This window comes from Pseudomonas sp. BF-R-26 (assembly GCF_019947395.1).
GTDB classification, from domain to species: domain Bacteria; phylum Pseudomonadota; class Gammaproteobacteria; order Pseudomonadales; family Pseudomonadaceae; genus Aquipseudomonas; species Aquipseudomonas farris.
On the sequence record NZ_JAGYGK010000002.1, the window covers coordinates 269481 to 290550 of the forward strand.

Annotated in this window: 21 protein-coding genes; 3 read left to right on the forward strand and 18 right to left on the reverse strand. The window is 59.1% G+C overall.

All coding sequences use genetic code 11. From position 1 onward, the window contains the following. The first annotated feature begins 77 nt into the window (after positions 1-77). Positions 78-1049 (forward strand): magnesium and cobalt transport protein CorA, encoded by a 972-nt coding sequence (locus KGB18_RS03445; RefSeq protein WP_123720813.1) that lies wholly within the window; start codon positions 78-80, stop codon positions 1047-1049. Between the two features lie 109 nt (positions 1050-1158). On the opposite strand, the gene KGB18_RS03450 is transcribed toward KGB18_RS03445, so the two are convergent. The 3 genes from KGB18_RS03450 to KGB18_RS03460 all read right to left on the reverse strand — a co-directional run bounded on the left by KGB18_RS03450 (position 1159) and on the right by KGB18_RS03460 (position 5389). Next, positions 1159-1893: an amidotransferase gene (locus KGB18_RS03450; protein ID WP_123720812.1), complete on the reverse strand. Its 735-nt coding sequence runs from the start codon at positions 1891-1893 to the stop codon at positions 1159-1161. A 107-nt stretch (positions 1894-2000) separates the two neighbouring features. Beyond that, positions 2001-4145, reverse strand: coding sequence for a 3-hydroxyacyl-CoA dehydrogenase NAD-binding domain-containing protein (locus tag KGB18_RS03455; RefSeq protein WP_223569411.1), 2145 nt, complete (start codon positions 4143-4145; stop codon positions 2001-2003). 38 nt (positions 4146-4183) lie between these two features. Continuing rightward, on the reverse strand, positions 4184-5389 hold the full coding sequence (locus tag KGB18_RS03460; protein ID WP_123720810.1) for an acetyl-CoA C-acetyltransferase: 1206 nt from the start codon (positions 5387-5389) through the stop codon (positions 4184-4186). A 637-nt stretch (positions 5390-6026) separates the two neighbouring features. Between KGB18_RS03460 and KGB18_RS03465 the strand changes: the two genes are divergently transcribed. Further along, positions 6027-6854 (forward strand): c-type cytochrome, encoded by an 828-nt coding sequence (locus KGB18_RS03465; protein WP_123720809.1) that lies wholly within the window; start codon positions 6027-6029, stop codon positions 6852-6854. A gap of 168 nt (positions 6855-7022) precedes the next feature. Here KGB18_RS03465 and KGB18_RS03470 read toward each other — a convergent pair whose 3' ends face one another. From KGB18_RS03470 to KGB18_RS03515, 10 genes are all read right to left on the reverse strand, one after another. Further along, positions 7023-7832, reverse strand: coding sequence for a transglutaminase domain-containing protein (locus tag KGB18_RS03470; RefSeq protein ID WP_074874856.1), 810 nt, complete (start codon positions 7830-7832; stop codon positions 7023-7025). Then, positions 7829-8779, reverse strand: coding sequence for an alpha-E domain-containing protein (locus KGB18_RS03475; RefSeq protein ID WP_030131627.1), 951 nt, complete (start codon positions 8777-8779; stop codon positions 7829-7831). Before KGB18_RS03475 ends, KGB18_RS03470 begins: the two co-directional genes overlap by 4 nt. A gap of 12 nt (positions 8780-8791) precedes the next feature. Next, positions 8792-10201 (reverse strand): circularly permuted type 2 ATP-grasp protein, encoded by a 1410-nt coding sequence (locus KGB18_RS03480; protein WP_007902187.1) that lies wholly within the window; start codon positions 10199-10201, stop codon positions 8792-8794. A gap of 504 nt (positions 10202-10705) precedes the next feature. Then, the gene (locus tag KGB18_RS03485; protein ID WP_008005633.1) at positions 10706-11047 is read right to left on the reverse strand and encodes a ribonuclease E inhibitor RraB; all 342 of its coding nucleotides are present in this window, start codon (positions 11045-11047) and stop codon (positions 10706-10708) included. Positions 11048-11262: 215 nt separating this feature from the next. Next, on the reverse strand, positions 11263-11496 hold the full coding sequence (locus KGB18_RS03490; protein ID WP_030131629.1) for a hypothetical protein: 234 nt from the start codon (positions 11494-11496) through the stop codon (positions 11263-11265). 160 nt (positions 11497-11656) lie between these two features. Beyond that, the gene (speE, locus tag KGB18_RS03495) at positions 11657-12532 is read right to left on the reverse strand and encodes a polyamine aminopropyltransferase (RefSeq protein WP_123720808.1); all 876 of its coding nucleotides are present in this window, start codon (positions 12530-12532) and stop codon (positions 11657-11659) included. 261 nt (positions 12533-12793) lie between these two features. Next, entirely contained in the window at positions 12794-12985 is a 192-nt protein-coding gene (locus KGB18_RS03500; protein ID WP_007902193.1) for a PLDc N-terminal domain-containing protein, read from the reverse strand. Between the two features lie 83 nt (positions 12986-13068). Further along, complete coding sequence (locus tag KGB18_RS03505) at positions 13069-13599, reverse strand: hypothetical protein (RefSeq protein WP_201059327.1); 531 nt, start codon at positions 13597-13599, stop codon at positions 13069-13071. A 120-nt stretch (positions 13600-13719) separates the two neighbouring features. Then, positions 13720-14238: an ankyrin repeat domain-containing protein gene (locus tag KGB18_RS03510; protein ID WP_007898805.1), complete on the reverse strand. Its 519-nt coding sequence runs from the start codon at positions 14236-14238 to the stop codon at positions 13720-13722. Positions 14239-14336: 98 nt separating this feature from the next. Next, complete coding sequence (locus tag KGB18_RS03515; protein WP_223569412.1) at positions 14337-16175, reverse strand: long-chain-acyl-CoA synthetase; 1839 nt, start codon at positions 16173-16175, stop codon at positions 14337-14339. 353 nt (positions 16176-16528) lie between these two features. On the opposite strand from KGB18_RS03515, the gene KGB18_RS03520 reads away from it, so the two are divergent. After that, positions 16529-16807 carry a DUF3509 domain-containing protein gene (locus tag KGB18_RS03520; RefSeq protein WP_008005638.1) on the forward strand — a complete coding sequence of 93 codons (279 nt, stop codon included), beginning with the start codon at positions 16529-16531 and terminating at the stop codon, positions 16805-16807. A gap of 92 nt (positions 16808-16899) precedes the next feature. Here the strand turns inward: KGB18_RS03520 and mtnC are convergent, their stop codons facing one another. Genes mtnC through aroC form a run of 5 tightly spaced genes read right to left on the reverse strand, consistent with a single transcriptional unit; the run spans position 16900 to position 21048 of the window. Then, on the reverse strand, positions 16900-17583 hold the full coding sequence (gene mtnC, locus KGB18_RS03525; RefSeq protein ID WP_123720805.1) for an acireductone synthase: 684 nt from the start codon (positions 17581-17583) through the stop codon (positions 16900-16902). A 4-nt stretch (positions 17584-17587) separates the two neighbouring features. Next, positions 17588-18133, reverse strand: coding sequence for a 1,2-dihydroxy-3-keto-5-methylthiopentene dioxygenase (locus tag KGB18_RS03530; protein ID WP_201059330.1), 546 nt, complete (start codon positions 18131-18133; stop codon positions 17588-17590). A gap of 20 nt (positions 18134-18153) precedes the next feature. Then, the gene (locus tag KGB18_RS03535) at positions 18154-18780 is read right to left on the reverse strand and encodes a methylthioribulose 1-phosphate dehydratase (protein WP_223569413.1); all 627 of its coding nucleotides are present in this window, start codon (positions 18778-18780) and stop codon (positions 18154-18156) included. After that, complete coding sequence (locus KGB18_RS03540; protein ID WP_223569414.1) at positions 18777-19922, reverse strand: MFS transporter; 1146 nt, start codon at positions 19920-19922, stop codon at positions 18777-18779. Before KGB18_RS03540 ends, KGB18_RS03535 begins: the two co-directional genes overlap by 4 nt. A gap of 34 nt (positions 19923-19956) precedes the next feature. After that, positions 19957-21048 carry a chorismate synthase gene (gene aroC / locus KGB18_RS03545; RefSeq protein WP_052963693.1) on the reverse strand — a complete coding sequence of 364 codons (1092 nt, stop codon included), beginning with the start codon at positions 21046-21048 and terminating at the stop codon, positions 19957-19959. Between the last annotated feature and the right edge of the window lie 22 nt (positions 21049-21070).

Genomic DNA, 21070 nt, shown 5'->3' on the forward strand with positions numbered 1-21070 from the left:
AGACAAGGTTAAGCTGAATCCTGCCTGGCACCGCCAGTCTTTACAGAAAAACGGCTAATAAGAAGTGAATCACCATCATGGGTAGAGTCGTTGCTGCTGCGGTTTACAGCGCCGGTAAGAAAGTCACCAATATCACCCTCGACGAAGGCGCTGCCTGGGCTGCCAAGCCTGGCCACTTTGTGTGGATTGGCCTCGAAGAGCCGAACGCCCAGGAGCTGTTCAACCTGCAACGCCAGTTCAACCTGCACGAACTGGCCATCGAAGACGCCCTGGAAAAACACAGCCGACCGAAGCTGGAAACATTCGGCGACGCACTGTTTATCGTCACTTACTCGCCGATCCGCAATGAAGGCAAACTGGAGTTCATCGAGACTCATATCTTCGCCGGCAAGGGTTACATCATTACCGCTCGTAATGGTCACTCGGCGTCCTACGCCTATGTCCGACAGCGTTGTGAGGCGCGGCCGCTGTTGTTGGAGCATGGGGAAGATTTCGTACTTTATGCCATCCTCGACTTCGTGATTGAAAACTACCAGCCGATGGGCGAAGCGATCCATGCCGAGATCGATGAGCTGGAACAAAACGTTATGTGCGGCTCCCTGAACGAGCGCGACATCCAGAAACTCCACAGCCTGCGCCGCGATGTATTGCGCTTGCGCCGGTATGCGGCGCCGATGGTGGAGATCGGTGAAGAGTTGCAGAAACTGAGCTTTCCATTCATAGACAAGAACATGCGCCCGTATTTTCGCGATGTGCAGATACATGTCACGCGGCAGATGGAAGACCTGACGACTCTGGCGGACATTGCCAGCCAGACCATCGAGGTCGGGGTGTTGCTGGAGGCGTCACGGCAGAGCGTGGTGCAGCGCAAGTTTGCGGCATGGGCGGCGATTCTGGCGTTCCCGACGGCGGTGGCCGGGATCTACGGGATGAACTTCCAGAACATGCCGGAGTTGAGTTGGCATTACGGGTATTTCGGGGTATTGGGGTTTATTACCGTTGGATGCGTCGGTTTGTGGGCGAGCTTCAAGCGGTCGGGGTGGTTGTAGTCAGTACCGAGTCGTCTGCGAAAATCGCGAGCCGGCTCGCTCCCACAGGGTTTCGGCGTACCTGTACAAGGAGCGAGCGGTGCGGCGATCCGACTTGCCCGCGAAGCTTTTAAGGCTTAACCGACTCACCCTCAGGCTTGTGCGCCACAAACCGCATCATCCACTCTGCGACGGTAGTGCCGTGATGCTCGTGCTCAAGACTCGCCATACCTTTCGAATAAATCTGCTCGCCCAGCGCTTCCTGACGAATATCCAACAATGCCCGTGAGTAATCGTGAATGAACTCCGGATGCCCCTGGAAGCACAGCACTTGATCGTTGATGTGGTACGCGGCGAACGGGCAGAAATCGCTCGAGGCGATGACCGTAGCGTTTTCCGGTAGCGCGGTGACCTGATCCTGGTGGCTGATCAGCAGCGTCAGCTCTTCCCTCAGCGGGCTCATCCATGGCGCCTTGGCCGCGAGTTTGTAGTTGTGGGTGCCGACGCCCCAACCCTGGGTCGCCCGCTCGCTCTTACCACCCAACAACAGCGCCAGCAATTGATGGCCGAAGCACACGCCCAACAGTTTGTCGCCGCGTTCGTACCGGTTCAGCAGGTACGTCTTGAGGGTTTGAATCCACGGGTCGGTGCCGAAGGAATCGGCCTTGCTGCCGGTGACCAGATACGCATCGAAGGTCAGGTCATCGCTGGGATAATCGCCCTGCATCACGTTGTACACGGTGAACTCGGCAGCGATGGGCTGCTGCGAAAACAGACGCTGGAACATCTGCCCGTAACCCTGATATTGATCGACCAGTTCCGGACGCAGGATGTCGGTTTCCAGAATGCAGATGCGTAACGACATAAAAAATACCTGACACATGAAGGGAATAATGCACACCCCAGAGCCTGCCTTGAAACACAGTGGCAAGGCAAGCCCCGGAGCGCGTCATCGGTCCCTTAGAACGCCCCTTAGAACAGCGCGTTTTTGGCGGCTTTCTTCAGCAGCAGCGCAGGCGGTGTGAAGCGCTCGCCGTACTGCTCAGCCAGGTACTGGGCGCGAGCGACGAAGTCTTTCACGCCGTACTGGTTGATGAATTGCAGCGCACCGCCGGTCCAGGCCGCGAAGCCGATGCCGAAGATCGAGCCAACGTTGGCATCCGCCGTCGAGGTCAGCACGCCCTCCTCCATACAGCGCACGGTTTCGATGGCTTGTACGAACAGCAGTCGATCGCGTATGTCCTTCGGCGAAATCTGCCCATCGGCTTTCTCGAAACGGCTTTTCAGCTCAGGCCACAAATGCTTCTGCCCTGTGGCCGGGTAATCGTAGAAACCACCTCCAGCGGCCTTGCCCGGACGCTTGTATTCCTTGAGCAACAAGTCAATCACGGCGAACGCCGGGTGCTCAATCAGGTTTTTCCCTTCTGCTCGCAGGTCTTTGGCGGTTTGCTCGCGGATATGGCTCATGAGGCTGAGGGAAACTTCGTCGGAGATCGCCAGAGGCCCGACGGGCATGCCGGCCTTGCGCGCTTCGGTCTCGATCATCGGCGCGCTCACACCTTCGCCAAGCATGGCGATGCCTTCGTTGGTGAAGGTGCCGAACACCCGCGAGGTAAAGAAGCCGCGGCTGTCGTTGACCACGATCGGGGTTTTCTTGATTTGCAGGACGAAATCGAATCCGCGAGCCAGGGTTTCGTCGCTGGTATGGACGCCCTTGATGATTTCCACCAGCGGCATTTTCTCCACGGGACTGAAGAAATGCAGGCCGATGAATTTCGTCTGGTCCGGCACGGCGGTGGCCAGGCCACTGATCGGCAAGGTCGAGGTGTTGGAGGCGATGACCGCGTCCGGGCTGACGACTGTTTGCGCAGCCGATGAGACCCGCGCTTTAAGCTCGCGATCTTCAAACACCGCTTCAATAATCAGATCGCAACCCGCCAGGTCCGCATCGTTTTCGGTGGCATGGATTCGCGCCAAAATCTCTTGGCGCTGCTCCCGGGTTAACTGACCACGCGCCACTTTCTTGTCCAGCAACGCCGCCGAGTGGGCCTTACCCTTCTCTGCCGAGGCGAGGTTGATGTCTTTGAGCACCACATCGATGCTGGCTGATGCGCTGACAAACGCGATACCTGCGCCCATCATCCCGGCGCCAAGCACGCCGACTTTCTTCGTCACATAAGGCGCTATGCCTTGGGGCCGCGAGCCGCCGGCATTGATCTCATTGAGCTGAAACCAGAACGTGCCAATGAGGTTTTTCGATACCTGGCCGGTGATCAGCTCGGTGAAGTAGCGGGTTTCGATCAGGTGCGCCGTGTCGAAATCCACTTGGGCGCCTTCCACCGCAGCACAGAGGATTTTCTCTGGCGCGGGCAGGCAGCCCTGGGTTTTGCTGCGCAGGATCGATGGCGTGATAGCAAGCATCGGCGCGAGCTTCGGATCCGACGGCGTGCCGCCAGGAATCTGATAACCCTTCACGTCCCAGCGCTGCACAGCGAACGGGTGAGCGACAATCCATGCCCGCGCCTTGGCCATCAGCTCATCGCGATCGGCTGCCAACTCGTCGATCAACCGCGCCTGTAACGCCTGTTGCGGCCGGATTTTCTTGCCTTCAAGCAGATACGGCAGGGCTTTTTCAATGCCCAGCATGCGGACCATGCGCACTACCCCGCCGCCGCCCGGCAACAGGCCGAGGGTGACTTCCGGCAGGCCCAACAGCACCGACGGATTGTCCAGCGCGACGCGGTGATGACAGGCCAGACAGATTTCCCAACCGCCACCGAGCGCCGCGCCGTTAATGGCGGCGACCACCGGTTTGCCAAGGGTTTCCAGGGTGCGCAGTTGGCCCTTGAGTGTCAGCACCATGTCGTAAAAGGCTTTGGCTTCGGGTTTGCCGACCTTGATCAGTTCATTGAGGTCGCCGCCGGCGAAGAAGGTCTTCTTGGCCGAGGTGATGATCACGCCGGCAATGGCGTCCTTGTCAGCGACCAGTCGGGCGACGCAGGTGGCCATGGCGTCGCGGTAGACCGCGTTCATGGTGTTGGCACTCTGGCCCGGCATGTCAATGGTCAGGACGACAATCTGGTCCTGACCCTTTTCGTAACGGATGGCTTGGGTCATGGCAATTTTCCTTGAGTCGGATTTTCTTAAAGTCAGGCTCAGAGGCGTTCGATGATGGTGGCAATGCCCATACCGCCGCCGACACACAATGTCGCCAGGCCATAGCGCAGGCGCCGGGTTTCCAGTTCATCGAGCAGCGTGCCGAGAATCGCGCAGCCGGTGGCGCCGAGCGGGTGGCCCATGGCGATGGAGCCACCGTTGACGTTGACCTTGTCGGGGTCGATGGCCATGTCCTTGATGAACTTGAGCACCACCGAAGCGAACGCTTCGTTGACTTCGAACAGGTCGATGTCTTCGACCCGCAGCCCGGCCTTGGCCAGCGCCTTGCGCGTGGCCGGCGCCGGGCCGGTGAGCATGATGGTCGGGTCGGTGCTGGTGACCGCCGTGGCGACGATTCGCGCCCGTGGCTGCAAGCCCAGCGCCCGGCCCTTGGCCTCGGAGCCGATCAGCATCAGCGCCGCGCCATCGACGATCCCGGAACTGTTGCCCGGCGTGTGAACGTGGTTGATCCGCTCGATCTGGCTGTAAACCCGCAATGCCGTGGCGTCGAAGCCCATTTGCCCGATCATTTCGAAACTTGGCTTGAGCTTGCCCAGGCCTTCCATCGTCGATTCGGCGCGAATGAACTCATCGTGATCCAGCAGGATGATGCCGTTCTGATCCTGCACCGGCACCAGCGACTTATTGAACGAACCGTCCGCCCGCGCCCGCGCCGCCTTCTGTTGGGAGTGCAACGCGAAGGTATCAACGTCCTGACGGCTGAAACCTTCAATCGTGGCGATCAGGTCCGCACCCACGCCCTGAGGCGTGAAGTGGTTGTGCAAATTGGTTTCCGGGTCCAGCGCCCAGGCCCCGCCGTCGCTGCCCATGGGCACGCGGGACATCGATTCGACGCCACCGACCACCACCAGGTCTTCGAAACCGGAACGCACTTTCATCGCACCGAGGTTCACCGCTTCCAGCCCCGACGCGCAGAAGCGATTGAGCTGCATCCCGGCCACGCTGACGTCCCAATCGGCCACCTGTGTGGCGGTCTTGGCGATGTCGGAGCCCTGATCGCCGATTGGCGTCACACAGCCGAGCACCACATCATCGACCTGACTGGTGTCCAGGGACGTGCGCTGCTGCAGCGCCGTCAGCAGCCCGGCCACCAGATTCACTGGCTTGACGCTGTGCAAGGCGCCATTGGCCTTGCCTTTGCCACGGGGGGTGCGTAACGCGTCGAATATCAAAGCTTGGGTCATGACGTCCTCGAAACCTGAGGGTGAATGAAGATCAAAAGATCGCAGCCTGCGGCAGCTCCTACGGGAGACCGTGTGACCTGATCTTTATGCCCTCACCTTATGCCGAGCAGCCGTGGATTCAATGACCACAGCGCTCATTGGCGTTGACGGTCACGCTCAGACGAACGGTAGTCTGCTATCGGATAAACCGATTCAAGTCACCAAGCTGTCTAGCAAACGGGCGCCCAAGAAGCTGGCCATAGGCCTCATGCCTTTTTAAAAGCGATGAGTGCTCAGCACATACGAAATGGATCTAAGCCAATCGTGACGCGGGCCCTAAGGTAAACCTGTACGAAGTTGTCGTCGGGTTTTGCCGAGGCACTCGTCATACAAGGAAGTGCAGCGCTCTGCCGTCATGGAGATAGGCAGGCAGGCATCAGGAAATAACAAAAAAGGCGGTCAAGCCATGTTCAAGCATTCGAAAGTTCGTCAAGCCGGGCTCATTCTATTTGCCACTACACTGTTGTTGATTTTGCCGAACCTGACCAAGGTGATTGGCTGATCGAACATCAGGGTTTTCATTTCGCCTGATAAAAATGTGATTGGCTCGCTACCCGGGTCAGCGTGGCTGTGCCAACCTTTGCGGCACTTCCACGACATGGACGGCGATCACTTGAAAGCGCTCACTCTATTTGGGGCCTTGCTGCTCAGCATGCCTCTGTCTGCCGCACAGCTGAATCTGGAGCTAGGCGCGAGTTCTCGCACCTGGCAGACCGAGCAATTGCTCAAGCATCCTCAGGTTCAGACCATCACGATCACCAACGACGTTTCCTACAAACGGGACATGAGCTATCGCGCCGTGCCGTTGGCGGCGTTGTTGACGGGCATCAAGCCTGACGATCATCTGCAAGCCGTTGCCCTGGACGGTTTTGCCGCCGAACTGGCTGCCGCGCCGTTGCTCAATACCCAGGGCGCGCGGGCCTGGCTGGCAATTGAAGACCCGGCCAAGCCATGGCCAGCATTGTCCGAGGGCAAGCACAGTGCCGGGCCGTTTTATCTGGTCTGGACCGATCCACAAGCGGGCAATATCAGCCCCGAGCAATGGCCGTTCGAAGTAGCGAGCATCAAGCGCATGGCCCCGGTGGCCGAGCGCTTCCCTGCCCTGCTGCCCGATCCTGCGCTGAAGGCGGACGATCCGGTGAACAAGGGCTTTGCGCTATTTCAGAAAAACTGCCTGGCCTGTCATCGATTGAATGGCGCGGGAGATGCGCAGTTCGGGCCGGACCTGAATATTCCGTTCAACCCGACCGAGTATTTCGGCGCGGATTTCCTCAAGCGCTACATTCGTGATCCGCAGAGCTTGCGCCAGTGGCCACAGGCGAAGATGCCGGCGTTCGCGACAACGGTGTTGCCGGAGGGGGATCTGGAGTTGTTGGTGGGGTATTTGAAGCATATGGCGGGGCGGAAGGTGTCTTCAGCCAAGTAAATAACCCCTGTGGCGAGGGGGCTTGCCCCCGTTCGGCTGCGCAGCAGACGCAAACCGCCTGACGCGATCTATCTGGCGGATCGAGGAGGCAGATTTCAGGGCCGCTTCGCGACCCAACGGGGGCAAGCCCCCTCGCCACAGATAAGCCCTAACCACAGTGAATCGCTGCTACTGCTGCTGGACGGAGATCACCGGCGCAGGCGTCGGAGAAACAAACACCTTCGCATGCATCTGCTCGCACCCACCACCACGGCGCATGCCGCGCACCGGGCAGGCGTCGAGGTAATCCAGACCCACGGCCAGTTTCAGGTGACGCTCCGGGCGGGCCAGTTCGTTGGTCACGTCGAAGCTGTACCAGGCGTCATCCAGCCAGGCTTCAGCCCAGGCGTGACTGGCCAGGTGTTCGCTGTTCTCGCTGTACAAATACCCCGATACATAACGCGAAGGAATGCCCAGGCTGCGGGCGCAGGCGAGGAACGCATGGGTGTGGTCCTGGCAGACCCCGGAACGCCCGGCGAAAGCCTGGGCGGCGCTGGTGTCCACTTCGGTGGAACCCGGCGTGTAGGTCATGTGCTGGTTCAGGCCATGCATCAAATCGATCAGCGCCGTACGATCCCGGCGTTGTTTACAGGCCTTCTCGGCAAATGCGCGCAGCGCTTCGTCGGCTTCGGTCAGGCGCGTGAAGCGCAGGAACGGCAGCGCCGACTGGCTTTCATGTTCGGCTTCGCGCAGTTCGTCGATGTCCACCTGCCCTCGGGCGCCGATGATGATTGCCTCGTGGGGCTCGTCCATGGTTAGCACGTGCAGGATGTTGCCGAACGGATCGAGTTGCGCGCGCACCGGGCGTGGCAGGTCGAGCTGCCAGCTGAGCACGTGTTGGCGCTCGCTGTCATGGGGGGTCAGTCGCAGGTACTGGATGCTCGCCCGCACCTGATCTTCGTAGTGATAGGTGGTCTCGTGGCTAATGGAAAGTCTCATGCAGCCTCCAGGTAGGAACTGTGTATGGCGTTGCCCAACTGGCGCACCAGCGGGATGAACTCGGTCAGCCAAGCGTGCAGGCCTTCGTCGAGAATTTCGTTGATACCGGTGTAGCGCAGGCGTGCGTCCATTTCCGCGGCCAGGCGTTGCGCGGGACGGCCATTGGCCCCCGGCAATTGGGCGAGGATCTGGTCGATTTCTTCGGTACAGGCGCGCAGGGATCGCGGCACGTCGGCGCGCAGCAGCAACAACTCGGCCACGTGCCGGGCGCCGGGGGCGTCGCGGTAAATCTCGGTGTAAGCCTCAAACGACGACAAGGCCCGCAGCAAGGCGCTCCACTGGTAATAGGCGTGAGCCGTGCCGTCGCTGACTGCTTCGGCCTGATCGCCGGCCATTTCGTAACGGGCGTCGAGCAGGCGCAAAGTGTTGTCAGCCCTTTCGATAAAGGTGCCCAGACGAATGAAGCGGAACGCGTCGTTACGCATGATGGTGCCGTAGGACGCGCCTCGAAACAGGTGGGAACGTTCCTTGATCCACTCACAGAAACGGCTCATGCCGTAGCGACTCAAGCCTTGCTCGGCGATCCCGCGAATCTCCAGCCAGGTAGAGTTGATGTTTTCCCACATGTCCGCGGTGATTCGCCCACGCACCGCATGGGCGCTGGCTCGCGCGGCACCGAGGCAGCTGTAGATGCTCGCCGGGTTGGCCGCATCCAAGGCGAAAAAATGCAGCAGCCGTTCGGCATGCAGATCGCCGTGACGCTCCAGGTAATCGTCCAGAGTACCGGTGATCAGCAACGGCATGGCGAGTTCGTGCAAGCCGTCGCCACGACCGTCCTGAGGCATCAGTGACAGCGAATAACTGATGTCGAGCATCCGTGCGAGGTTTTCGGCCCGCTCCAGGTAACGCGACATCCAATACAGATCCGAGGCAGTTCTACTTAACATGGCAGGCTTCCTTCAATCCTCGACCACCCAGGTGTCCTTGGTTCCGCCGCCCTGGGATGAGTTCACCACCAGGGAGCCTTCGCGCAAGGCGACACGGGTCAAACCGCCGGGCACTACCCGGGTTTCGCGGCCAGACAATACAAACGGACGCAGGTCGATATGGCGTGGAGCGATGCCGTTTTCGACAAAGGTCGGACAGGTCGATAAAGACAACGTCGGTTGGGCGATGTACGCGTGGGGCTTGGCTTTGATCCGCTCGCGGAAAGATTCGATTTCCGCTGCCGTCGCCGCCGGCCCCACCAGCATTCCGTAACCACCGGAGCCTTGGGTTTCCTTGACCACCAGTTCTGGAAGATTGGCCAGCACGTGGGACAGTTCAGAGGGATTACGACACTGCCATGTAGGCACGTTCTTCAGGATCGGCTCTTCATCCAGGTAGAAACGAATCATGTCCGTGACGAAGGGATATACCGATTTGTCGTCCGCGACCCCGGTGCCGATGGCATTCGCCAGCACCACGTTGCCGGAGCGGTAGGACGACAGCAGGCCTGGAACACCAAGCATCGAGTCCGGGTTGAACGCCAATGGATCAAGGAAGGCATCGTCGAGGCGTCGGTAGATCACGTCGACGGCTTTCGGCCCGTCCGTGGTGCGCATGAACACCTTGTCATCGCGCACGAACAGGTCCGCGCCTTCCACCAGTTCAACACCCATTTCCCGGGCCAGAAACGCATGCTCGAAAAACGCGCTGTTGAAGCGTCCTGGCGTTAGTACCACCACGCTCGGGTTGTCGATCGGGCTGGAGCTTTTCAGGGTGTCGAGCAACAGGTTCGGATAGTGGTCGATCGGTGCAATGCGCTGGGCCGCGAACAACTCGGGGAACAATCGCATCATCATCTTGCGGTCTTCGAGCATGTAGCTCACGCCGCTGGGTGTACGAAGATTGTCTTCGAGCACGTAGTACGTGCCGTCGCCATCGCGCACCAGGTCGACGCCGGAAATGTGCGAATAGATATCGCGGTGCAGGTCCAGCCCTTGCATCGCCAACTGGTATTGCTCGTTGGCCAGCACTTGCTCGGCCGGGATGATGCCGGCCTTGATGATGCGCTGCTCGTGATAGAGGTCGGCAAGGAACATGTTCAATGCCTTGACCCGCTGAATGCAGCCGCGCTCGACGACCCGCCATTCACTGGCGGGGATACTGCGGGGAATGGTGTCAAAGGGAATCAGGCGCTCTGTCCCCTGCTCATCACCATAGAGCGTGAATGTAATCCCGGCACGATGAAATAACAGATCGGCCTCGCGTCGCCGTTGTGCCAAAAGCTCGTCAGGCGTTTCGGCCAGCCAACGGGCGAACTCCCGATAATGCGGGCGGACCTGGCCGCCGGCATCGTACATCTCATCAAAATAGGTGCGGATCATGCCGTACTCCTTGTCACCCGGACATCCAAGCCTTCGCAAGGCCCGTGCCATCGGCATAAACGCTTTGATATCAATCAGTTGGATAATGGCGCTGCATGCACCGCACCAATCCTGTGCGGTAAATGCCCCAACCTGATCGCCCCCGCTTCATGGCGAAGCAATGCTGTCGCCTATCTGCAGCATAGTCAGAGTTGATTTCACTGCCCGGGGGGCGATGCGGATAATCGGCGCATTCGCTGGAAAGATGACCGAACACTTGCCGAAACTCCCTTTTAGCCGCCCGTTCAGGTGGCTTTTTTTTGCGTTTTTGAAACGTTATGAATCAAAAACACGATCAAGAGATCGCAGCCTCGTTTCACTCGACAGCTCCTACAGGAGAACGCATTCCAATGTAGGAGCTGTCGAGTGAAACGAGGCTGCGATCTTTGGCCTTTTCAAACCGCGAAAACGAAAACGGCCAACCCAAAGGTCAGCCGTTGCTGAGTGTTGTCACTGTTCATAAAGTTATGCGAGTAGCCCTCGTACCTCCTGCTTGACGCCCCATCCTTCGATGATACCGCCCAGAGGCTCGACCACCGCCTCAAAGTCCTGCTCAAAGTCGCCGATCCCGTCGTAGGTGGCGTACATCACTTTGCTCAGTTCCAGATGCCACGCGCCGTCGTCGCGCACGCTGATCTGGGCATTTAAGGATTCACCACTGAAATGACCTGCCGCCCTGCGTGCCCGCTCCTCGTCCGGAAAAATGGCGTAGAACTCGATGGGATGGAATCGTGAAAAGTCGAAACCGCCTTCTTTCATGCGGCGCAGCACGCTGCTGCTGATGTCTTCTTGATAGGCTGTGCTCATGAAACGTCCCCCTCAGACTGATGGATAGACTTTCCGTATTCCCTGCACTTTCAACCGATTGGTGAGAGCGATACGGCAACAGAGGTTGCCGACGGGAAACAAGCATGTAGCTGACAAGACCAGACCTTAGCGAGTCATTCGCTGATCTCGCTTGCAGAGTAGCCCCAAGATAGAGCTGCTGCCAAGGTCTGGTTGTGAATGTGACAAGAGGTGTATCAGATCGGGGTAATACTGATGATTTCAATGCTGTTCTGGGATTTCAGGCTTTTGACGGTCGGATCATCGGTACGACCCTCCAGATCATTGAGATCCAGTTCGGCAGCGACAGGCAGGCGCCGGGCGCGAATGAGTTTGGCGGCTTGCTCGCTGTTCGGGCATTCCTCGCACTCGAAGAGTTCGTCCACTGTTTCACCGTGATCATCCACGAAAGTGATTTTCCACTTTTGCATCGGTGCCTCCTCGATAAAACCCATGGATGGGCTTACTTCTATCTGGACTTTTGCCCGAAGTGATCGTTCAAACGGATTACCGCTTGCCGGCATGAAAAAAAACACAGAAAACCTGTGTAGGAGCGAAGCTTGCTCGCTCCTACACGGTTATATGTTCATTTTAGTCGTTGCTGGGTTTGTTCACCGCTTGCAGAACGTATTGCGGCAAGGCGAAGGCACCGATGTGGATTTCCGGGTTGTAGTAGCGGGTGATGATGCCGCTGCCGGCGAACCGCTGTTGCAGGGTTTCGCGGGACAATTTGCGATAGGCGGTATTGGCTGCGCCCCAAGCGAAGGTCATCGCGCCGCCGATGTAGGTCGGCACGGCCGCCTGATAGAAGTGCCAGTCCGGAAACAGACTGCGCAGACGGCCGGCGGTGGTTTTGACTTCTTCTATCTGCATGAACGGCGTGCCGTTCTGGGTCACCAGGATGCCGCCTTCGTTCAGGCAGCGACGGCAAGCCTGGTAGAAGTTCTCGGAGAACAGCACTTCGCCCGGGCCGATCGGGTCGGTGGAGTCGGAAATGATCACGTCGAACTTTTCAGTGGTGGTAGCGACGAAACGCATGCCGTCGTCGATCACCAGGTTCAGGCGTGGATCATCGAACGCACCTTTGGAGTGGTTCGGCAGGAATTCCTTGCACATGTCGACCACGGTGCCGTCGATCTCGACCATGGTGATGTGCTCGATGCTGCGGTGCTTGGCCACTTCACGCAGCATGCCGCCGTCGCCGCCGCCGATGATCAGTACGCGCTTGGCGGTGCCATGGGCGAGGATCGGCACGTGGGTGAGCATTTCGTGGTAAATGAATTCGTCGGCTTCGGTGGTCTGGATCACGCCGTCCAGCGCCATTACCCGGCCCATGCGCGGGTTCTCGAAGATCACCAGGTGCTGGTGTTCGGTGCGCACTTCGTGCAGCAGTTTTTCCATGCGAAAACGCTGGCCATAGCCTTCGTAGAGGGTTTCCAGGTACTCGCTGGTTGGAGTATTGCTCATGGGAAGTGCTCCGTGAATGCGGGTGGCAACGGACGGTTACCCGCCCATGACGGCCAATTGATCGCCTCGATCGACCGGGAAAGACGCGCATTCTATGTCGCGGAATATGACAGGTCGAACGTCACTGATGGTTCAACACAATCCTCTGTGGGAGCTGGCTTGCCTGCGATAGGAGCGCTGCAGTGAATCTGACTGACCGCAGCGCCTGCATCGCGGGCAAGCCACGCTCCCACAGGTTCCGTGTTGCTTGCACGAAACCGATCAGATCCGGACGTTGCCCCTTGGTCCGGCGATGGCCCAGATGATCAGGCCCAGGACCGGCAGCAGGAGGATCAATAGCACCCAGATGATTTTCATCCCGGTTTCGGCGCCACTTTTAAGCACGTTGATGATGGCCCAGATATCCAGGGCAAGAATAATCAGGCCAACCAGGCTGTTGAACGTGGAACCCATGGTGACGCTCCCGAAGAGTGGTATGCACTCTTAGGATAGACGGGCCTTGCGAGGGTTCCGTTTTATTACCGTCGTAGACGGTTTCAGACGTGGATCGCCACTTTCAGGGCTTCCAGAGAGGGCGCGGCGGCGATGCCGACTTCGGCGCACAATTCAAGAACCCGTGGCACGTCGTTACCGTAGACCAGCACCACTTGCAGTTCGTCATCGAGCAACTGGCTGAAGTTCATCAGCGTGTAACCGCCGTTTTCCTTGTTCATGCTGCTCATCTGCACCTGAATGCGATTGAGCGCCGTCAGGGCTTCGGTCTTGGCCAGTTGCTTGGGTTTGATGTTGAAATCGACACCAGGGCCGAACGAAGCGACGATCTGCGCAAACAGGTCCATGTAGGTGTCAGCCTGGAACAGCACGGTTTCCGGCAAGCTGCCGACGACCACCCACTCACCCAACGAGATCGGGAAGGTTTCGTCGTAGTTGATGTCCGGATTGGCCGCCAGAAAAGCCTCGGGATCGGCGTAGGCCTGAGCCGCTTCGTCAGCGACTTTCAGAATTTCGTCATCGCTCATGCACCCGGAGCTGATTTTGCTGATGAGTTCGACGAGTGCGGCTTTCATGAGGTGGATCCTGTAGCGAGGGGGATTTGAGGGCGCGAAGGATAGCGCATTAACGGATGAAATGCGGACCTGTGGCGAGGGGGCAGCCCCCTCGCCACAAAAGCCCCGCAGCCACAGAGATCAGGCCAGGAGTTTCTGCAATTGTGCGGTGGTATCCACCGCGCCCATGGTTTTGGCCGCGTCCAGCGCGGACACACCGTTGGCATCCTTGGCTTTCGGATCGGCGCCTTTGCTGATCAGGTAGTCGACGATTTCGACGCGGTTGAACATTGCCGCCATCATCAACGCAGTGCGACCGTCGAAGGACGAACCTTCCACTTGCGCGCCACCTTCCACCAACGCCTTGACCACCGCCAGATCACCCTTGAATGCTGCACCGGCAATCGGGCTTTGGCCGTTGTCGTTGCGGATTTCAGGATCGGCCTTGTGCTCAAGCAGGACTTTTACCGTCTCGACATGGCCGTGGTACGCCGCGAGCATCAGCAAGGTGTCGCCCTTGTGGTTGCGCAGGTTCGGCGGTAAGCCCTTGGTCAGCAGCGCAGCCATCATGGCCGCATCGCCCTCGCGCGCTTTGTTGAACACCTGTTCGGCAAATTCAGCAGCTTCTTCGGGCGTCATCTGGCGGCTTTTGTCTGACATTGGGGGACTCCACATTCGGTCAATCGGAAAAGCCGATAGTTTCCCGAGCGCTCCGGAACCTGTCACTTCTTTTTTCTCATGAGAGGCCATAGCCACATTCAATAGCGGTACTTACCGTCTTGAATATCCGCCAGTACCCGCTCGGTGACTTGCACGTAAGTCTGGGTACCCGGCAACCAGGCGTAGATCGGGTCATCGCCGGTTTTGTTCGGGTCGAAGGCTTCATCCTTGAGTCGGGTTTTCTGGTATTTGAAGGTCCCGGTGGTCTCCATTTTCACTTTCACCCGTAGGAAAAGTGGCACCGCATAGGCAGGCATTTGCTGCTTGGCGAAAGCCAGCAACTCGCTGAAGTCCAGGGTCGCCAGGGATTCGGCCGGCGTGATTGCCGCCATCCCTGCCCTCCCATTGGTGTTGTGGATTTCCACGCCATAGGCCACGGCTTCGGCGATCTGCGGGTGTTGCAAGAGGATGTTTTCGACCTCGGTGGTCGAGACGTTTTCACCCTTCCAGCGGTAGGTGTCGCCCAAGCGATCGACAAACTGCGCGTGGCCAAACCCGATATTGCGCAGCAGGTCACCGGTATTGAAGTAACGGTCGCCCTTCTTGAACACGTCGTGGAGCACGACTTTTGCGGTCTTCTGCGGATCGGTATAGCCGTCCAGCGGCGCCTTGTCGTCGATCCTCGCCAGCAGCAAACCCTGCTCGCCCTTGGCCACTTTGCGCATGAAGCCCTTGGCATCTCGCGTAGGTGCGCCGCTGTCGTGGTCGTACGCCACCAGTTCCCAGGACATCAGGGAAAAACCGATGGTGTTGTCGAAGTTGAGGATGTTGGTGAAGCCGATATTGCCGTCGCTGGCGGCGTACAGCTCGCAGATATGGTCAACGGCAAAACGCGTCTTGAACTCGCTCCACGCGCCGGGGCGCAGACCATTGCCGATCATCTTCGTCACGCTGTGCCGACTGTCGTCGACGCTGCGCGGTTGATCCACCAGGTAGCGGCACAATTCGCCGACGTAACCGAGGGTGGTCGCCCGGTACTTGCGCACGTCACTCCAGAACTGGCTGGCGCTGAACTTGCGGCGGATGGCAAACCCCGACGCCCCACTGATTGCCGAGCCCCAGCACACGCAGAGCCCGGTGGCGTGGTACAGCGGCAAGGTGCAATAGACGATGTCCTGCGGCTGCATATCCAGGGCAATCAGCCCGAAGCTGGCGGAGCTGCGCATCCAGCGGCCGTGCTTGAACACCCCGGCTTTGGGCAACCCGGTGGTGCCCGAGGTGTAAATGTAGAAACAAGGATCGTCGAGAAAAACCTTCTGGCTGCTGACGGGGTTATCGCTGCACGCTTCGGTGCTGACCGTCATCAGGTTGATGAAGCCATCGGGCGAATTGCCCGGATCGCGATAAGTGTCTTGATCGGCGACAAACCAGGTGCGCGCTGAGTCGATGGACACCCGTTCGCGGACCGCATTGAAGGCTGGAACCAGCTCTTCTCCGACCACGATCGCCACCGGCGCCACCAGGTTCAGGCTATGGGCCAGGGTATCGCGGGTCTGGGACGTATTGAGCAAGGCACTGATCGCGCCGACCTTGGCCACCGCCAATATCGTCACCAGCAGTTCCGGACGGTTTTCGATAAAGATCGCCACCACATCGCCCTTGCCGATGCCTTGGGCTATCAAGTGATGGGCGACGCGATTGGCCCACTGATTGACCTGTGCATAAGTGAGCGCTACCTCGCCCTGCAGCAAGGCCGGGCCATCGGGATTACGCAATGTCGCCTGCTCGAAGCTCCAGCCAAGGCCGCACGGTTGGGTCGGGTCCTTGACGTTGGCGGCTTTCATGCCCTTCACCACGCGGGGAATGGCTTTGGCAATGGAAGGCAGCTTGCGGAGCATCATGCCCCAGGTGATCGTGTCGTTCAGCGTGCGGCTCATGATGCTCCCGTTCGATCTTCTTATTGTCGGGTGGCGTTGATTGAGGCCGAAAATACGTCAGCGGTTCTTGAGCTGTACACGCAGTTTTTGAAATGTTTTGTATCCGCAGCCGAAGCGTTCGGACCAGACATCGAAAAGCGGAACTCTGGCGTTGTAATTGGTTCCATCGAGCCGATGCCGACCACGCAAAATGCAGGATGCACGATGGCCATTCATGCAGATTGCACGAAAGCATATAAACGCCAAAAGACTAACTTATTGATTTATATGAATTTTTAAAAAATCAGGGGCTGGCACAATCACTGCAACTACCTCTCCATGTTGCCCTTCAAGCACAAACGGAGCTGATAGACATGAGCCTGATCCAGGAAAAATTTTCGTCGCTGTTCTCCAACTTCGAAGTGACCACCCAGCCACGGCCTGACGGCGGCATTCTGCTGACCCTGCGCAGTACGGACGGCAAAGTCTTCAAACGTTCGATTTCCTACCAGCAATTACATGCCGGCGATCAGCTGTCGTGGGTGATCAGCGCGATTCGCCGTGACATCGCCGAACAGGCCAGCGAACTGCCGCAGATCTCCATGCTGCAAAGCCAGCAACGGTTCGCCTTGCCGACCTATCACTCGGTTTAAACGCTACAACGCTACAAACAAACAGGCCGTGAGAGCTTTCGCTTCACGGCCTGAGTTGTTTCTGGCTTCGCGCAATCCTTGTAGGAGGGGGTTTACAGGGCAGAAGGATTGATCCGCGCAAAGCTGTCGACGGTCACATGCCCTGCCAGTTCCCCGCCCTCACGGGCCAGGCCACAGGTTGCCATGCCGGCAGTGCGCGCCGCGTCCAGCTCTTGAACAATGTCGGACAGAAACAGAATCTGCGAAGCCTCGACGCCAATTGCCTGGGTGATGCGCTCGTAGGACTGCGCTTCACGCTTGGGCCCTGAGGTGGTGTCGAAATAGCCGCTGAACAGTGGCGACAAATCCCCCGCGTCCGAGCAACCGAAGATCAGTTTTTGCGCCTGAATCGAGCCCGAGGAATACACAAACAGTTGATAGCCTTCCTGATGCCAGCGCTTGAGCGCTTCGACGGCATCCGGGTACACGTGGCCTTTCAACTGCCCGGCCTGATAACCCTGCTCCCAGACCATGCCTTGCAACGCCTTGAGCGGCGTGGCCTTGCGGTCTTCGGCGATCCAGCCCAAGAGAATTTCGATGACCCGTTCGACGTCGGCTTGCGGCTCACCGCTGTCACGCCGAACAGCGGTGAGCTGCTCGGCAACGTCGGCGCGTTCGGCGTTTTCGCGAACGAAATCCGGCAGGTGTTTGGCCGCGTAGGGAAATAGCACGTCGAACACAAAACTCACCGCACTGGTGGTGCCTTCGATGTCGGTGAGAATCGCTTTGATCGGCATCGACTCAGTCCTCGAGACGCGGGAAGCGGCTGGCGATGTCGTCGCCGGTGAAACTGGCCACCCAGCCTTCGGGGTTGTTGAACAGTCGGATTGCGACGAAATGCGGATGCTCGCCCATGTCGAACCAGTGCGGCGTACCGGCCGGCACCGAGATCAGGTCGTTTTTCTCGCAGAGCACGGCGTAGACGTAATCGCCGATGTGCAGGGTGAACAAGCCACGGCCGGCGACGAAAAATCGTACTTCGTCTTCAGCATGGCGGTGTTCATCGAGGAACTTGGCGCGCAACTCGGCTTTTTGCGGGTGATCGCTGTTCAGGCTGATCACGTCGACAGTGACGTAACCGCGCTCGGTCATCAGCTTGTCGATTTGCTCCTGGTACGCGGCGATCACTTCTTCCTGGCTGGCACCGGGCTGGATTTTCGCCGTGGCCTGCCAACGGTCGAAGCGCACGCCCTGCTCGGCCAGGGTCGAGGCGATGTCCTCGAGGTGGGTCAGGACTTTGTTCGGTATTTCAGGGCTGGAGACGTGATAAACGGACAGGCTGCTCATCTGGGCAACTCCTTAACGGTTCATGCTTTATGGTTCGAGAGCGAGCGCGTCTTCAACTCGCACTCGAACAAAAATTCAAAGGCCTCGATCTGCCGCAGCGCGTCGCTCATGCGCGCGCCCCACGTGTAGAGGCCATGGCCGCGGATCAGATAACCGACGCAATCAGGATGGGCGTCGAGCCAAGGCTGCACCTTGGCGGCCAGCCGTGCAATGTCCTGGTCGTTGTCGAAAATCGGCACGCGCACCCGGGACTCGTGGGTCGAGATGCCGCTGAAGGCTTTTTGCAGTTCATAGTCTTCGAATTCGATGAAGTCTTCCGGCGTCAGGCGCGACAGCACGGTGGCATTCACCGAATGGGTGTGCAGCACCGCACCGATCTCCGGGCGCCAACTGTAGAGCTGAGTATGCAACAGGGTTTCGGCGGACGGTTTTTTGCCCGGTTCCAGGCTATTGCCCGACAAGTCGGTGGCCAGCACATCGTCGATGCCCAGGTGGCCTTTGTGCTTGCCAGACACCGTCAGCAAGGCTTCGGTCGGCGACAGGCGGGTCGAGTAATTGCTGCTGGTGGCCGGCGACCAGCCGCGGCCATACAGAAAACGCCCGGCGTCGATGATTTCCTGGGCGAGGTGTTCACGGGTAAGGCTCATGGCCTGTCCTCTTGCATACGTGTGGCAATGATAACGGCAGCGGCAAAGGCTGCGAGGCTGGCAATACTAAAGGTCAATGTGGCGCCGAGGGCATTCCAGCTATAGCCGGAGTACAGCGCGCCCAGTGCACCGCCAGTGCCGGCCAGCGCGGCATACAACGCTTGGCCCTGCCCTTGCTGACGCGCGCCGAAGCTACGTTGCACGAACTGGATGGCAGCCGCGTGAAAGCTGCCGAAGGTGGCGGCGTGCAGCACTTGGGCAAACAGCAGCACCCAGAGGAACTCGGCAAACGAACCGAGCAACAACCAACGCAAAGCCGCCAGCAGGAAACTCGCCAGCAGCACTCGGCGTACCGAGAAACGCGCAAGGATTTTGCTCATGACCAGAAACATCAAGACTTCGGCAACCACACCGACCGCCCAGAGCATGCCGATCAGCCCGCGGCTGTAACCGAGTCGCTCAAGGTGCAGGGTCAGAAAGGTGTAATACGGCCCGTGACTCATCTGCATCAACGCCACGCAACCGTAGAACGCCAATACCCCGGGGTTGCGCAATTGCTGGAGGAATCCCTCCCCCGCCAGCCGTTCACTCTGAATCGGTTGCGCGTTAGGCACCCATAAACTGCTGACCACGATCCCGGCCATGATCAGCACCAGCGTGACCGGATAGATGTCGAGGCTGAGCCATTCGAACATTCGACCGAGGGCGACCACGGTAATGATGAAACCGATGGAACCCCACAGGCGAATCTGACTGTAGCGAGATGTCTGGCCGTTCAAGTGCGCCAGGGTGATGACTTCGAACTGCGGCAATACCGCGTGCCAGAAGAAGGCGTGCAAGGCCATGACCATCGCCAGCCACGCGTAGCTTTTGCTGACGAAAATCAGTGAGAAGGTCAGCAACGTACAGACCGCGCCGAACCGCACGATAGCCAGCCGTCGCCCGGTGTAGTCACCGAGCCAGCCCCAGATGTTCGGCGCCACGCAGCGCATCAGCATCGGGATCGCCACCAGTTCGCCAATGCGCGCACTGGAAAAGCCCAGGTGATCGAAGTACAGCGCCAGGAATGGCGCTGTCGAACCGAGCAAGGCGAAATAGAACAGATAGAAACTGGAAAGCCGCCAGTACGGGAGCGCCGCCACGGTCGTCAGACCCCGGCGGCCATAAGGTCAGCCATTAAAGCTGACCCAGCACCGGAGTGCTCACGCGCACATTGAGGTTCTGCCCGCGGTGACGCAGCAGGTGATCCATCAGCACGATGGCCATCATCGCTTCTGCAATCGGCGTGGCGCGGATGCCGACGCACGGGTCGTGACGGCCCTTGGTGACGACCTCAACCGGGTTGCCATGGATGTCGATGGAGCGACCCGGCGTGGTGATGCTCGAGGTTGGCTTAAGTGCCAGATGCGCAACGATCGGCTGACCGGACGAGATGCCACCGAGAATGCCGCCAGCATTGTTGCTTAGGAAACCTTCCGGGGTCATTTCATCACGGTGTTCGGTGCCGCGCTGGGCGATGCTGGCAAAACCGGCGCCGATCTCAACGCCTTTGACCGCGTTGATGCTCATCAGCGCGTGGGCCAGTTCGGCGTCGAGGCGGTCGAAAATCGGCTCGCCGAGGCCAGGCATCACGCCTTCGGCAACCACGGTGATCTTCGCGCCGACCGAATCCTGGTCGCGACGCAACTGGTCCATATAGGCTTCCAGCTCCGGCACTTTGTCCGGGTCGGGGCTGAAGAAAGCGTTTTCTTCCACCGAATCCCAGGTCTTGAACGGAATTTCGATCGGGCCGAGCTGGCTCATGTAGCCACGAATGACGATGCCCTGGGTGGCCAGGTACTTTTTCGCAATCGCCCCTGCCGCCACGCGCATGGCGGTTTCACGGGCCGAACTGCGACCGCCGCCGCGGTAATCGCGCTCGCCGTATTTGTGGTGGTAGGTGTAGTCGGCGTGGGCCGGGCGGAACAGATCCTTGATCGCCGAATAGTCCTTGGACTTCTGGTCGGTGTTGCGGATCAACAGGCCGATGGCGCAACCGGTGGTGCGGCCTTCGAACACGCCAGAGAGGATTTCGACTTCGTCGGCTTCCTGGCGCTGGGTGGTGTGGCGGCTGGTGCCGGGCTTGCGGCGATCCAGGTCGCGCTGCAGATCCTCAAGGGAAATCTCCAGGCCCGGCGGGCAGCCATCGACAATGGCGACCAACGCCGGACCATGGCTTTCGCCCGCGGTGGTGACAGTGAACAGCTTGCCGTAGGTATTGCCGGACATGCGGGACGCTCCGTGAAATCGA

Coding starts and splice junctions, on each gene's coding strand:
- KGB18_RS03490 (WP_030131629.1), bottom strand. CDS start 11,496: ATGCAAAAGTGGAAAATCACTTTCGTGGATGATCACGGTGAAACAGTG.
- mtnC (WP_123720805.1), bottom strand. CDS start 17,583: ATGCCGATCAAAGCGATTCTCACCGACATCGAAGGCACCACCAGTGCG.
- KGB18_RS03535 (WP_223569413.1), bottom strand. CDS start 18,780: ATGAGCCTTACCCGTGAACACCTCGCCCAGGAAATCATCGACGCCGGG.
- KGB18_RS03485 (WP_008005633.1), bottom strand. CDS start 11,047: ATGAGCACAGCCTATCAAGAAGACATCAGCAGCAGCGTGCTGCGCCGC.
- KGB18_RS03470 (WP_074874856.1), bottom strand. CDS start 7,832: ATGAGACTTTCCATTAGCCACGAGACCACCTATCACTACGAAGATCAG.
- KGB18_RS03480 (WP_007902187.1), bottom strand. CDS start 10,201: ATGATCCGCACCTATTTTGATGAGATGTACGATGCCGGCGGCCAGGTC.
- KGB18_RS03510 (WP_007898805.1), bottom strand. CDS start 14,238: ATGTCAGACAAAAGCCGCCAGATGACGCCCGAAGAAGCTGCTGAATTT.
- KGB18_RS03445 (WP_123720813.1), top strand. CDS start 78: ATGGGTAGAGTCGTTGCTGCTGCGGTTTACAGCGCCGGTAAGAAAGTC.
- KGB18_RS03505 (WP_201059327.1), bottom strand. CDS start 13,599: ATGAAAGCCGCACTCGTCGAACTCATCAGCAAAATCAGCTCCGGGTGC.
- KGB18_RS03450 (WP_123720812.1), bottom strand. CDS start 1,893: ATGTCGTTACGCATCTGCATTCTGGAAACCGACATCCTGCGTCCGGAA.
- KGB18_RS03515 (WP_223569412.1), bottom strand. CDS start 16,175: ATGAGCCGCACGCTGAACGACACGATCACCTGGGGCATGATGCTCCGC.
- KGB18_RS03475 (WP_030131627.1), bottom strand. CDS start 8,779: ATGTTAAGTAGAACTGCCTCGGATCTGTATTGGATGTCGCGTTACCTG.
- KGB18_RS03520 (WP_008005638.1), top strand. CDS start 16,529: ATGAGCCTGATCCAGGAAAAATTTTCGTCGCTGTTCTCCAACTTCGAA.
- speE (WP_123720808.1), bottom strand. CDS start 12,532: ATGAGCAATACTCCAACCAGCGAGTACCTGGAAACCCTCTACGAAGGC.
- aroC (WP_052963693.1), bottom strand. CDS start 21,048: ATGTCCGGCAATACCTACGGCAAGCTGTTCACTGTCACCACCGCGGGC.
- KGB18_RS03500 (WP_007902193.1), bottom strand. CDS start 12,985: ATGGGTTCCACGTTCAACAGCCTGGTTGGCCTGATTATTCTTGCCCTG.
- KGB18_RS03455 (WP_223569411.1), bottom strand. CDS start 4,145: ATGACCCAAGCCATCCGTTACGAAAAGGGTCAGGACCAGATTGTCGTC.
- KGB18_RS03530 (WP_201059330.1), bottom strand. CDS start 18,133: ATGAGCAGCCTGTCCGTTTATCACGTCTCCAGCCCTGAAATACCGAAC.
- KGB18_RS03460 (WP_123720810.1), bottom strand. CDS start 5,389: ATGACCCAAGCTTTGATATTCGACGCGTTACGCACCCCCCGTGGCAAA.
- KGB18_RS03465 (WP_123720809.1), top strand. CDS start 6,027: ATGGACGGCGATCACTTGAAAGCGCTCACTCTATTTGGGGCCTTGCTG.